This is a genomic window from Lysinibacillus parviboronicapiens (genome assembly GCF_003049575.1).
Classification (GTDB): domain Bacteria; phylum Bacillota; class Bacilli; order Bacillales_A; family Planococcaceae; genus Lysinibacillus; species Lysinibacillus parviboronicapiens.
Map to the genome: position 1 here is coordinate 1 of NZ_PYWI01000014.1, position 13,483 is coordinate 13,483.

Genomic DNA, 13,483 nt, shown 5'->3' on the forward strand with positions numbered 1-13,483 from the left:
CTACAGATCTTCAAATTGTAGACTTTGAACGCGGCGCAAAAGTAACGGGTAGCCGATTCTTATTCTATCGTGGACTTGGCGCTCGCTTGGAACGTGCATTAATGAGCTTTATGATGGATTTACATGCTGAAGAGCATGGCTATGAAGAAATGCTACCACCTGTCATTGTTAATCGTGATAGCTTGACGGGTACTGGAAATCTTCCTAAATTTGAAGAAGATTTATTTAAATTAGAGGAAACAGATTATTTCATGATTCCAACAGCAGAGGTATCTGTAACAAACTTCTATCGTGATGAAATTTTACTGGCTGAGGCTTTACCACAAGGCTTTGCTTCCTATAGTGCGTGCTTCCGTTCAGAGGCAGGCTCTGCGGGCCGTGATACACGTGGTTTAATCCGTCAGCACCAATTCAACAAAGTGGAATTAGTACGCTTTGTAAAACCAGAGGAATCTTATGAACAGCTAGAGTTGTTAACAGGTCATGCTGAAAAAGTACTGCAATTACTAGGCTTACCGTATCGTAAACTAAAAATGTGTACAGCTGATTTAGGTTTTACTGCAGCGAAGAAATATGATTTAGAAGTTTGGATTCCTGCACAAAACATGTACCGTGAAATTTCTTCTTGCTCTAACTTTGAGGATTTCCAAGCACGACGAGCGAATATCCGCTTCCGTCGTGAGCCAAATGCAAAACCAGAATATGTTCATACATTAAACGGTTCAGGTCTTGCCATTGGTCGTACAGTTGCTGCTATATTAGAAAACTACCAACAAGCAGATGGAAGCGTAGTTATTCCAGAAGTTTTAAGACCATACATGGGTGGTAAAAAAATAATTGCACCAAAATAAATAACGGGTAAAAGCTATTTTAGATATCCTTTAACAGGCCATTATGATTTACAGATGCTTTTAATCGTATCGGGTGGTGTAAACGCCGTGGAATTGAAAAAAATGCTTTATTATTTCTTAAAGGAAATTTAGCGAGACTAAAAAAGATGTTACTATAATCAAGGATAGGGTGCATAGTGGGGATCTTACTCCCCCCACTGATTGCTAGTTGAACCAATCGGGCTTCTACGGTCAGTTGTTCGTTTTACTGACCGTTAATGCGGGATACAGTGATACTTCCATCAGTTGGGATCTTACTCCTCCACTGATTGTTAGTTGAACCAATCGGGCTTTTACGGTCAGTTGAGCGACCATAGCTTTTACTGACCGTTAAAGCCGGATACAGTGATACTTCAATCAGTGGGGGTCTTACTCCCACTGATTGTTAGTTGAACCAATCGGGCTTCTATGGTCAGTTGAGCAACCATAGCTTTTACTGACCGTTAAAGCGGGAAAACCTAAAGAATTGGAGTGAATGGCATGAGAATTACCATTGATAATGAATTAGCTTTACGCACTGTTGCCGTAGAAGACGCACAAGCTGTTTTTGCCCTAACGGATGCCTCTCGAGAATACTTACGCGAATGGTTGCCATGGCTTGATTTTACAAAAGAGGTAGCCGACTCAAAGGCTTATATAGAAAGCTGTATCGCTGGCTTCGAGGCACAGAGTAGTCTCTCTCTTGTTATTATTTTCCGACATGAAATTGTAGGTATTGCTGGCTTTAATGCCATCAACCCTTCGAATAAAACTGCCACGGTAGGTTATTGGCTGAGTAAAGACGCACAAGGACATGGCATCATGACAAAAACCGTAAAAGCTCTAATGCACTATGCTTTTGAGGAGCTACAGCTCAATAAAGTAGAAATTCGTGCAGCTGTAGGTAATGTGAAAAGTCGTGCTATTCCTGAGAGATTAAACTTTACAATAGAAGGTACGATTCGTGACGCTGAATGGCTGTACGATCGTTATGTGGACCATGTGGTATATGGCATGCTCGTAAAGGAATGGCAGGCATTGCTATAAGAGCTAGCACCAATATTATGCGTTAATCGGCATATATCGCCGCTTATACATGCTACTTCACCGCTTGCTGTGCACATATTTACAGGAGTGCCCTAAAAAATAGCTACCTGACACCGAAGTGTCAGGTAGCTATTGTCTTTATTGTTCAACTGGTTCTTTTATTTCCTTTGTTAGCTCAGGCGCTTGTTGTTTCCCTAAACCTACCGCAATTTGCTCAAGCTCGGGACGCAATGTATGCTTACCTGCATAGCTTTCAATCAATTCCTTAACATCAATCCCTGAGGTTTCTTTCAATGATTCCTGGAGTGTTGACATCAAGTTTGTTGCGTACGACGTCACCTTATTGGCACCGCCACCGCCTTCTCCACCACCAGTATCCACTACTGTAATTTTGTCGATGTTGCCTAACGGGCTAGCCAGTTCTTTCGCATATTCAGGCATCATGCGTACAACCATATCCAGAACAGCTGCTTGGCCGTAATATTCAAAGGCTTCGGCAATTTTACGTTTCGCCTCGGCTTCAGCTAGACCACGCAGACGGATAATATCTGCATCTGTCTCCCCTTGGGCACGCTCAGCATCGGCTTTTGCCATACCGTCTAATCGAATTTTCTCCGCTTCTGCTTTCGCTAACGATTCAATACGATATTTTTCAGCATCAGCTTGCGCGAGCTCACGACTTTTTTCCGCTGCTGCATTTTGCTCCACTGCATAACGATCAGCGTCTGCCTTTTTCTTTACTTCTGAATCATATTGCTTCTCGCGACGTAAAATCTCTTTTTCTTCTAGTTCAATTTGCTTTTGGCGCTCAATAATGCGAATTTGCATCTCTTGCTCGGTAACTTCCTGTTTGGCACGGGCTGTTTCAAGTTCATATGCTTGGTCCGCTCGAGCTTTGGCAATATCCTGCTCGCGACGGAATTCCGCTACCTTTAATTGGTTTTCTTTTTCCGCTTCTGCAATTTCTGTGGCACGCTCTATTTCTGCTTTCTGTGCCTCTTTAGATGCTTCTGCACGTTTAATGCGTGTTTCCTTTTCTGCATCTGCTGTCGCAATATCTGCGTCACGTTTCACCTGTGCGATTCTCGGTTTACCAAGCGAATCTAAATAGCCGTTTTTATCACGTACATCTTTAATCGTAAAGGATACAATCACAAGACCCATCTTCGCTAAATCCTGAGAGGCTACACGCTGAACCTCCTGCGAGAATTTATCACGATTTTTGTAAATTTCCTCAACAGTCATTGAGCCTAAAATAGAGCGTAAGTGACCTTCTAATACCTCACGCGCCTCACCTTCACGCTCTGATTTTTGCTTCCCTAAAAACTGCTCAGCCGCTGTGGCGATTTCTGTAATAGAGCCGCCAATTTTTATGATAGCTGTACCATCTGCCATTACGGGAACTCCTTGCTCCGTATACACTTCCGGTGTTGTTACCTCTAGTTTACTTGATAATAGACTGAGTGGCTGTGCTTGTTGGAAAATTGGGAAAACGAATGTACCGCCCCCACGTATAATTTTGATGCGATTTCCTGACTCATCCTTATGTACATTTTTTGAGCCAAGGTAGCTTCCTGTCACAATCAGTGCTTCGTCAGGACCAGCCGTACGATACTTCGTCACATACAATCCCACAATGGCGATTAATATAAATGCTACAACCCCTACAACAATCAAAATACTCGTCATATTACTGTCTCCCCTTTAGATAAATTTCTTTTCATAGGCTCTCACCAGTAGAGTACCTTCTTTCACTTCCACAATAAGCACCGTTGTATCATAATCGATAACCTCATTGTCAAAACCTGCTGCTCGCTTGGAAATCATGCCACTCGCCGTCTCTATCACAACTTCCCCAAAGCCGTCTGTTGGTATTGGTACGATTACCCTCCCTAATTGACCACCAAGGGATTCTTCCGTATAAGCTAACGAGACATCAGCGGATCTCAGCGGAACAAGAATAAATAAATAAAATAGTGCACTTAAAATACTTCCGATGATAATAGCAGCAACGATATTCCATGCGCTTGAAAATAAGGCTAGCTTCTCTAATATAAAACCTGTTGCTGACATCATCGTGATGAATGATAAAATCACACTTGGATTTAGAATGGGTAGTCCATCGCCAATACCTTCCACAGCATCTCCAAAAAACATGAACAATATTGTAGCAAGGCCAGCAAAAATTAACACCACCAAATAAATCTGTTCAAGTGAATAGCCAAATAGCGTCAAGTTGTTCACCCCTTTTCATCGTATTACCTACTATACGGATACACGCCCCTATAAGTTTCATAATATTTTACATTTTTCAAAAAAACGAATAACTTTACAACGTATAAGTCATTGGCTCAACTATCTTTTTTCATTATTCTATGTATTAATTTTTAATTTACTTTTCTGGATATTGAACGATTCGCAACTGTACATGATGCCGACCATAGCGTGCAGCAATTCTTTCTGATTCAACCAGAATATCTAATTTGTGGCCTTTAATGGCACCACCTTTATCAGCAGAAATTGCCCTAAACGACTCATAGGGCGTTTTAATTTCGACAATTGTTCCTAACGGGATTACTGTAGGGTCTACCGCCACGATTCTTAAACCATGATAGTAAATTGTTTCACGAACATTAATGCCTGTTGCGGTTATACCACTACAGCCTGTACAATCAGAACCGTAATACGAAGCATTAAATTGCTGCCACTCAGCTTGATTGCTTGCTACCTTGTCATGATGCACAATTATTTTTGTATTCTTTTTTGAATAGCTAGCACGATTTTGATGGTCTTTTTTTAATCTAAGCTGCTCTATTTGTAGCTTTTCCTTATTCTTTAACCTTTGCATTTCTTGTTGTCTTTGTAGCCTTTCAGCTTTTAATCGTCGTGCTTGACTGTTGATTTTTGTAACCGAGTTCTCATACTTGCTCTGTGCCGAATTTTGCATGACAACTGTTGAATTATAGTTATTATTTTCAATGTTATTGTCATCTTCGTATAATAGGACAAAGATTATTAAAAAGAGAATAACCCATATTATTGAAATTACTGTTATTGCTTTCATAAAAATACCTTAAACTCTACATTAATACTGGCACATGATTTTCAAGGCTATTTATTAAAGTGTAGAATCAAACCTTTTTATATTAATTTATTTAATAGATTGTTCTTATTATGTATTATAGGTATAAAAAATTGATGTACAGATTAATATTGATGATTAACATTTATAAAAGTTCATATTTTTTAAGAATGTCTCTACTGATTTTGCCGCCTCAATTTCTAAATGCTGCATTTCCTTAGAAATGATTAAATTTATATTTCCCATTTCTTGATAAGCTAATGCCATCGCATAACGATCAATAGTACTTCTATTTGAATTCCCATCTTTGAAAGCTTTCATTGAATCCCCTTCCCTTCAAAAATTACTTTAGCTACAATTTAAATGTTCTTTTCAAATAGACTTGTTTATCAATCTCTGCCATGAGTGCACTAAGCTTTTTCAGTGTTATCTCATTCTCTGATTGGATATGTGATGTTAATAGAGCTTTTTCACGTTTATATTCTATATCCAAAAACGTTGATGCTACTTGCTCTGTTAAATCCACAAGCTTCTTCTGAAACTCTTTACTTTTTAGCAAAAATTCTTTCATGTTGGTTTCATTGTCAAAAACTTTCCCCTGATTGATTGCGCCAAAAATATAGCTAAAATCTAACGTCAATTCTTTTAATAATTTATTATCCATAGTAGCCCCTACTTTCAATATTTTTTACGATCGATAGTTCTAATTATTTATAGCATTTTGTTTCTTACAATTTTATAATATTTTAAATTATTTCATCCAAATAAAGCTGTACTGACTTTCTTGAATGATAGACTTAGAAATTTTCGTATAAATTTCTATTCGCACCTCACTTTTTTAGTATTATTTCATTTAAATGAAAAATTATATGTGCTTCCTCCCTTCATTAAGTCGACAATTTGTTTATCCCCAATGATGCTCTGTACAACATTTCTAGTACCATTAGTCTTTAACAAATTAAAATTTTTGACCTTAGATATGTAATTTATTGCTATTGCTTCAGCGTCGATTTTGCTGATCCTTCCTTTTGATTGTCCAATTAGTTCAGAAGCAAATTCTTTCACTAAAATTTTTTCCATTTCTGTTCACCACCTTTCAATAATAGTACAACATCGACCTTTATCATCCTTTCACTTTTTCCGTAACTACTCATTTTCCAAACCTTTAACATATTCTTTCCAATATTTTATGTGCTGGATAGTGGATATTTAAATAATCTTTTAAGCTTTTTAAAGACGTAATACTATCATCATTAATGGTTTTTCTTAAAAAGCCATTATATAAATAAATTATATTTTCAAGCTCTACAACACAGTATATATTGTCCTGACTGTCATCTAATTGAATTAAACTATCATATTGAATATCTTGTGCTTTTTGATAGATGAATTTTGTATCAGTCAGTTCATTCATTAATTCTATTTCCTCTTCATGCAATGAATCCATTAGTATTAAACTAGAAACCGAACTGTCCATACATGCACATTCAAGCGTATTACCTCCTTCATCTCTCAGAATAACATTTGTAATACTTCCATTAAAATCTTTCATTAACTCATTTGAAATATTGCTATCCTTATAAATAACCAGCTCTAAAATAGCTGTTGTTTGTATCTCATCCACTTGAAAACCCCCTAGTATTACAATGATTCCTAATATAACTTTTTCTAGCTATTCTCCTCAGCATTGATTTGTTCTTATCTTATCACGAACAGACGTTCGTTTTCAAGTTTATTTTTAGAGAATATTTACAATTTACCCAATACCCAAGTCGTTTTATCTTATTATTTTATTTATAAAGTAAAACGACCATCAGTGGGGATTTTCTCTCACCCAATCAGGCTGCTACAGTCAGTAAAACGCCCACCTCGTCTTTCAACCTGAGGTGGGCGTCTTACTGACCGTTAATGCAGGACAACAAAAAAACTGGTATTCACCAGTTCTATAGCTCTATATTAAAATCTCCATAATTTGTTTTCATAAAATCAAAATCTAATTTATGTTTGAGTATAGAATAACTTACATACTTATTATCTTTATTCGCATAACCGGTATCATATTTATTTGCAACTTTTTCTAATAGCTCTTTGTCTAGGGTTTTCACTTCATTATCTTTTACCATTTCCCACAAATACCACATCATACCTGAAATCTGTATCGTACTAGCTATTAAATTACTATTGTCAAAGATTGTTTTGGCTAAATCCAGTGCTCTATTCCCGAAAGAAGCTCTCAGTTGAATATCACTACTTTTTGAATTTGCTTTCTTAAATATATAAGTATTGTCCGTAAAGTATTTTTGTCCTTGTTTTGGTGTCAAACTAGTAGAGGATATTTTGTCTAATTTTTCAAGCTTCCAATAAAGATCTTCGGTTATTTCAATTTTTCTTCTATACCCCTTATTATTCGTCAATCTAGCAAAGCAAACCCCATTGTCATTACTCAAATCAGCCATTTTTAAATTTAAAATTTCGCTATAGCCTTCACCTTTGATTCCCTCAAATAAACATAATAAAAATACTGCATGCCGTTGATCATCAAATAAACGCATATAAGTTATCAATTGCTCTCTTGTATACCTGACGATTGACGCTTTATAAATAAATCTACTACAATATTCAATATCGATTATACTTGGTAACCTTTGTGAACGATTTTCCGTATAACCATTCATAATTGCCCAATCTATATACCTTGAGATAAAACCAATGGAGGCACTTATAGGTTGTGGACTAGGTGATTTTAAACTATAAAACAATTCTTCCAATTCCACTTTATTCATATCAAAAATATCCTTATTTTTTTGATTTTCTATCAGCGTTGCTTTATTAAAGAGCGATAAATAGGTAGTTAAACTATTATCTTTTACATCTAAAGATTTTAAATACCACTCTTTTATATCTTTATTAAATACATTTTCTTTAAGCATCAATTGTACACCTCATTATTTAATTAAAACCTCAAATACTTTTTGAAGTTTTTTTCTATTTCGTGTGCTTAGTCCGCCATACTGTAAAATACCAAGCTCCTCCCATAATGAATTATGAATTGAGAAGTCAATCTGATCTAAATAATTATTTAAAATTTCAAAAGGAATATTTTCTTCATGCATCCTTGCAGCCAATTCAATATGGCCAACAAACATTCTATTTTTAAACATTAATGAATTTTTATCAGTTAAATTATCCTTGTAATAAGCAAAAAGATACATCATATATTCGTTAATTACTGTTACAACTTTACCTACCTGTAAACGACTTTCTATTTTAAAACTGTTATCGATGGCATTGGATAATTCAGAAAAAGTAACCACTTCCCCAAATGAATATTTAACATTTGAACTAGAAGTAATTTTTCCCTTTAATTCCCCATCAACTTTTAACTCAATAACTACCTCATCAGACAATTTATCTTTTGCTAATTCCTGCAGTCTTGGTTTTGGGATAGGGTTAGCTTTTGCCATATCTACTTGCACTCGTTTACATTGAGCCTCTGTCATATTTGAAAAAATAACAATCATATTACCTTGCAGATCACTTTTTTTCATGTATGCATTATAAATAGAGAAAGTACGATGTGCCCCATCTAAAACATCGAGTGTAGTTCCTTCTAATACAGTAAGGGATTGTTCTTTTTCATCATAATATAATTCTAAACCGTCATTACCCGTACCAACTTTTGCATTATATCGTAAAGTAGATGTAATTAAATCTCCATTTAATGTTTGCTTTTCAATCTCACGCAATGATTTTGGATTTAAATTCATCACTTCGATAATTTCATTTTTTAGTTTTTTCTTTTTGGCTTGTCGCTGTATATTTGGGTTATACATAGAAATACCACTCATCCAAAGCTTGCCGATAATTATATTGGGGAGCACTGCTGCAAACTCATGATGTCCTGTTTTTATAACATGTTCAAAAGTATATGGTAACGTTATGATGTCTTCATACGGCGATTCTCTTTTATAGAATCTTAATTCTTTGATTTCAGAAGGATTTAACCATTCATTCATCCACCCAGGATTACTGTCATCAAATTTTAAATTAAGTTGCTCACCTAATAGTAATAATTCGCTTAAATTTGTTTCTCTTAGCACATTTTCATCATTAATCATTTCTAAAATATTGCCTATATTAATGTTATATCGATTAAGTTGAATAGATATCTCATCTAAAATTAAATCATGTTGAACTAACAATGGGATTTTAGCTTTAATATCTTCGATTAATAATTCTCGGGTTTTACCAATTTTCAAAGTTTCCACTCCCTTGTTTTTCCATTAAAAATATGATTATTTTAATAGTACCATATGCTAAATTAAAATGTAACTATTATAAATGAATTAATGATATACACCATTTCTTTTTAGGAAGATTATTAAATTGCTTATTTAATAGGAAGAAACAATGAAAAACGGTAAATGAATGAGAATTAATAAATGAATTAATATAAAAATATATTGATTTATAAAATATAGCAATTATAATATGGATAAGTGTAATCGAATACTTACATTAAAGGAGATGACAGTTAATGGCCTATCAAACAGCTAAAGATACAAAATATCAACATTTAGTTTTATCAGACGAAACTGTAATTAAAGAATTATTGACGTTTAGAGGTTCAATAGATGATACGATGTTAAATGGCAGTCAGGGCGTGTGTGCATCAAATACTTTAAAAATGAACACGGATGTAATTAGTTTATTTGCCGATTTAGATGAATTAATAAAAAAATGTTTAAATGAAGAGCAAGTGGAATTACTTGAATACATTGCTAAAGACTACACTAATTATAAAATTGGACAGCTTTTAGGGATTCCACTAAAAACGGTGGGACGAAGGTTTAATACAATTTGTCACCAAATAAAACAAGAAAATGATAGACAATGGAGAAAGGTAGTATATACAAAGAATTTAAATCTACGAACTAAAAGTTGTAGCAAATGTAAAGAGCGACTTCCTGCAACCGACGAGTTTTACAGTTTAAATAGCAGCAGTAAAGATTTATATCATTCACAGTGTAAGAAATGCAAAAAGTAGCTTCAAAAAATCACTTGGGCGGAAATAGTAGCTTTTTAGATACACCAGTCACCTTAATAAGTAGAAGGAGCAATAATATGAAACTACAATTACCTCACAGAATGGTAGAATTGAATTTAGACCTCCCAATGGAGGAAAGAGTGCGAACTATAAGATTTATGCTAGAAAATGAAAAAGTGATTTATCAAGGTGAAGAGATACCGTTAGAATTTTATTTCAGTATAACCTCACATACCCATCAGACGTTAATTTTATTAGATATGATTGGTTATTATATTACAAAAGGATATTTTACTAAAGCCGAATTGTTATTAGAAGAAGAGAATTTAAAATTTATTAAAGAAACCAAAAGACGCAATCTCAGACGGCGAGAGATTACAAAATTACTTAGAAATCAAAGTGCCCAGCATCAATTGCAAGATAACTATGTATTATCTCATCATAAACAAAAAGAAATCAAAAAAGGTTCAATCAGACATAACACATTTTCCAATACTTCTTACTTAGAAGCAATTGCCTTTGGAATTGAAGAAGTCGAAGAAGAACATGGTTAATAAACGAATTAATTTAAAATACATACTATTAATTTGAATGAAATTTTCAAATGTATCTATGCGAAGGCATGGATACATCATGAAGGTTTCATGTACTTCAAAAGAGGTTTATAAATGGAATACATAACATGAGAACAGAATCAATACTAAATCGTAAACTGTAAGTACCTGTTTCTCAAATCGAAATTAAGTAGGTGATGACAATTGTATGTATTAAGTGAAACTCAATCAATGGAGGCTTTCTCATCCCCACCAATTGTTAGTTGAAGTAAGTAAGTAAATTAATAAATGAATTAATGTAAAAACGTTATAAAATACTCTTTTTTAATCATGAGAGCAAAACCTTCAAAATCAACCTTCTTTAGGAAGTGAGGACAAAGGAGAATGAAAATTGTAAATTATTTATCTAAGTTTTATACAGCATTGAAAGAACATGAAAAGTTACTTCGATTACTGTACTACATGCCAAAAAATCATTTAGATGATCCTTTGGATGAGTCGAAAATGGATATTTCACAGTTACCTGAAAAAGATCTTATTATAAACAACCTATTAGTAGTTGGAGAAAAAACAAGCGATTTAATTGATTCACATTTTTCTCGCATTTGTTTATATACTGGTCCACGAACGCCTCAAAAGCATTATCTTAAAAGCACAAATCAATTTACTGATCATCCCTACTCTAGCACACAACAATATATTTTTGATATCTATACGCCAGTTGCTATCAATAATATAGATTTTCGACTCGATTGGCTAGGTGAAATGTTAAATGAAGTGCTATTTCAAGAGGATATTGAAGAATTTGGAGATATGAGATTTCACAGTGGGATCCCCATTGTAAATACACCTGAAGGATTTGTAGGGTATCGCTGGATTTATATTATTCCTTCTGGTCAAGGGGCAAGAGGTTTTCAATCATGAGCTTTTCAACTAAAAAAGCATTTGGCAAGTCTACTACATATAAAGGATTAAGTATTTATCCTGTTCGCATGGTTGATGCCGATGAATTTTATGATTACGTACAATGCTTATTATTGCCAAAAAGTGATTTTCAAGAACCAGAAGTCATTAGAATGTCTTATTTCATGTTTTTGCTTGCCCTCTCTCAAAACAAAGATGGCCCTGATTTATTAGCAAAATTAATTGCTTTATATCGTTTGATTTTCAAAACGGAAGACATTCAATTCACAATCAATGAAAAAGGTATGGCATTTATAATTGTCGACGGTATTTCATTGCATGAACGTGATTTCGATAAAATTAAAACTATCATCAGTGAGCAAAACCTCATCGATTTAGACGATGAATTTATCGATCCAGGCACTAAAAAGGCCATTCAAGAAGCACGAGCATTTATGGCAAAAAGAAAAACGAAACAGGCAGATTTAGAACAGCAAATAGTCGCTTATCATTGCAAATCGGGTCTCCCCTACCATGAAATAGAAAATCTAACCCTCTATCAATTTCATAAAGGTTTAATTCGTATGGATTATATGGTCAGCAGTGATGCCATTCTGAATGCACGTTACTCTGGAATGGTTGAATTTAAAAATGATCAAGATCTTCCCCATTGGCTAGGCCATATTGACGAGCCGAAGAAAAATGAGGATGTCATTATGACAAAGTCAGCATTTGACAAACAAATGAAACAGCTAGGACTTGATTCTAGTTCAAATAAAAAACAATAACTTAAAAGGATGGTAATTTATTATGACACAACAAAATCAATTTTTAACTTCAGTAGCAAATGTACGTTTATTTGATCGTTTAACGGATGAATTAATTCTTAACGGTAAAACTTTATTGAATTCATCGATGACACAAGCAATTCAAACACAGGCTATTCATGCAGGTAAAGGCTCGAAAAAAGTATACGAACTTAACTACCAAAAAGAATTAACGTTCTCAATTGAAGATGCTGCATTCGATACAGCTTATATTGCCTTACAAAATGGTACAGAAATCAATCATCAATTAGCCGAATTCTATACGGATGAAATCATTTTACTTGATGCGAGTGGTAAAGGAACATTAGCTGACACGCCTATTGGCAAAGTGCATGTGGAACAAGTTAATGGTACATTCTCGCAATACGCTCCTACTGGCAAAGAGATTTCTGTTCCAGCATTAGCTGGCAAAGAAGTACAAGTTGTCTATGCTGTTCAGGAAATGATGGATACAATTGAAATCTCTGCTGATTCATTCCCGAAAGCTGTACGTATGGAATTAAATGTAGATATTCGCTCTAATAACGGAAAAACAGGCGAAGTAATTATCGAGGTGCCTAACTTTAAACCAAATGGTGCAGTGGAAATTTCTATGACACATGAAGGTGTAGCTTCTTCTTCTCTTGCAGGTAGCTCACTAGCAGACAAAAAAGGAAACTATGCCTACATTAAACTTCGTAATCTAGCTGATGAAAAAGTACAAGTTACAGCATTAGCTTCGAATCCTTCTCGTCTAGTGCTTGATTCTGCTGTCGCAGGAGATGCTCAACGCATCGCAGTACTAGGTATCCGAGGCGCAGGTTACAGCAATGTCCTTTTACAAAATAGTGATTTAACGTGGACTTCCAAGAACACAACAATCGCAAGTGTTGATGCAAATGGTGTCATTACTTTAGGTGCCTCTGCAGCAGCAAATGACCAAACAATCATTGAAGTAACTGATGGTACATACCTTGAAACAATTGTTGTTGATGTAATTTAAATGAATTAATTTAAAATGAGGCTGTCTAAAAAGTTCTTCAAACAATAACGCCTGTCTTCCTATATGGTAAAAATCCGCTTCGCTTTCCGCGGGCAAGGCATGAGCCGCATCGCTCGCTAAAGCTCCCTGCTGGGTCTCATGCTCTTGCTTTTCCCACAGGAGTCTACGCGGA

General features: G+C 34.9%; 16 protein-coding genes. 7 read left to right on the forward strand and 9 right to left on the reverse strand.

The features are described from left to right. Positions 1 to 851 (forward strand): serine--tRNA ligase (gene serS / locus C9J35_RS12980; RefSeq protein ID WP_107924835.1); only part of this gene is annotated, 851 nt, incomplete at its 5' end. A gap of 519 nt (positions 852 to 1,370) precedes the next feature. Continuing rightward, the gene (locus C9J35_RS12990) at positions 1,371 to 1,916 is read left to right on the forward strand and encodes a GNAT family N-acetyltransferase (protein WP_107924836.1); all 546 of its coding nucleotides are present in this window, start codon (positions 1,371 to 1,373) and stop codon (positions 1,914 to 1,916) included. 138 nt (positions 1,917 to 2,054) lie between these two features. Here the strand turns inward: C9J35_RS12990 and floT are convergent, their stop codons facing one another. From floT to C9J35_RS13035, 9 genes are all read right to left on the reverse strand, one after another. Beyond that, positions 2,055 to 3,605 (reverse strand): flotillin lipid rafts scaffold protein FloT, encoded by a 1,551-nt coding sequence (gene floT / locus C9J35_RS12995; RefSeq protein WP_107924837.1) that lies wholly within the window; start codon positions 3,603 to 3,605, stop codon positions 2,055 to 2,057. Between the two features lie 15 nt (positions 3,606 to 3,620). Beyond that, the gene (locus C9J35_RS13000) at positions 3,621 to 4,151 is read right to left on the reverse strand and encodes an NfeD family membrane protein (RefSeq protein ID WP_054767804.1); all 531 of its coding nucleotides are present in this window, start codon (positions 4,149 to 4,151) and stop codon (positions 3,621 to 3,623) included. Positions 4,152 to 4,308: 157 nt separating this feature from the next. After that, positions 4,309 to 4,980, reverse strand: coding sequence for a 3D domain-containing protein (locus tag C9J35_RS13005; protein ID WP_107924838.1), 672 nt, complete (start codon positions 4,978 to 4,980; stop codon positions 4,309 to 4,311). A 156-nt stretch (positions 4,981 to 5,136) separates the two neighbouring features. Beyond that, positions 5,137 to 5,319, reverse strand: a complete 183-nt coding sequence (locus C9J35_RS13010; RefSeq protein WP_054767807.1) for a hypothetical protein — start codon at positions 5,317 to 5,319, stop codon at positions 5,137 to 5,139. Between the two features lie 31 nt (positions 5,320 to 5,350). Then, on the reverse strand, positions 5,351 to 5,662 hold the full coding sequence (locus C9J35_RS13015; RefSeq protein WP_054767808.1) for a hypothetical protein: 312 nt from the start codon (positions 5,660 to 5,662) through the stop codon (positions 5,351 to 5,353). 185 nt (positions 5,663 to 5,847) lie between these two features. Further along, positions 5,848 to 6,078: a hypothetical protein gene (locus C9J35_RS13020; protein WP_107924839.1), complete on the reverse strand. Its 231-nt coding sequence runs from the start codon at positions 6,076 to 6,078 to the stop codon at positions 5,848 to 5,850. Positions 6,079 to 6,163: 85 nt separating this feature from the next. Beyond that, positions 6,164 to 6,622, reverse strand: a complete 459-nt coding sequence (locus C9J35_RS13025; RefSeq protein WP_054767810.1) for a hypothetical protein — start codon at positions 6,620 to 6,622, stop codon at positions 6,164 to 6,166. Between the two features lie 319 nt (positions 6,623 to 6,941). Further along, complete coding sequence (locus C9J35_RS13030; RefSeq protein ID WP_107924840.1) at positions 6,942 to 7,928, reverse strand: phage lytic cycle repressor MrpR family protein; 987 nt, start codon at positions 7,926 to 7,928, stop codon at positions 6,942 to 6,944. A 15-nt stretch (positions 7,929 to 7,943) separates the two neighbouring features. Continuing rightward, positions 7,944 to 9,257, reverse strand: coding sequence for a ParB N-terminal domain-containing protein (locus C9J35_RS13035; protein WP_107924841.1), 1,314 nt, complete (start codon positions 9,255 to 9,257; stop codon positions 7,944 to 7,946). A 278-nt stretch (positions 9,258 to 9,535) separates the two neighbouring features. Here C9J35_RS13035 and C9J35_RS13040 point away from each other — a divergent pair, with 278 nt between their 5' ends. From C9J35_RS13040 to C9J35_RS13060, 5 genes are all read left to right on the forward strand, one after another. Then, positions 9,536 to 10,045 (forward strand): helix-turn-helix domain-containing protein, encoded by a 510-nt coding sequence (locus C9J35_RS13040; protein WP_107924842.1) that lies wholly within the window; start codon positions 9,536 to 9,538, stop codon positions 10,043 to 10,045. A gap of 77 nt (positions 10,046 to 10,122) precedes the next feature. After that, positions 10,123 to 10,599 (forward strand): hypothetical protein, encoded by a 477-nt coding sequence (locus tag C9J35_RS13045; RefSeq protein ID WP_107924843.1) that lies wholly within the window; start codon positions 10,123 to 10,125, stop codon positions 10,597 to 10,599. A 384-nt stretch (positions 10,600 to 10,983) separates the two neighbouring features. Continuing rightward, on the forward strand, positions 10,984 to 11,523 hold the full coding sequence (locus tag C9J35_RS13050) for a YomW family phage-derived protein (protein WP_107924844.1): 540 nt from the start codon (positions 10,984 to 10,986) through the stop codon (positions 11,521 to 11,523). Next, positions 11,520 to 12,290 (forward strand): hypothetical protein, encoded by a 771-nt coding sequence (locus C9J35_RS13055; RefSeq protein WP_107924845.1) that lies wholly within the window; start codon positions 11,520 to 11,522, stop codon positions 12,288 to 12,290. Before C9J35_RS13050 ends, C9J35_RS13055 begins: the two co-directional genes overlap by 4 nt. Before the next feature lie 22 nt (positions 12,291 to 12,312). After that, positions 12,313 to 13,311: a YomU family phage tail tube protein gene (locus C9J35_RS13060; protein WP_107924846.1), complete on the forward strand. Its 999-nt coding sequence runs from the start codon at positions 12,313 to 12,315 to the stop codon at positions 13,309 to 13,311. The last annotated feature ends 172 nt before the right edge of the window (positions 13,312 to 13,483 follow it).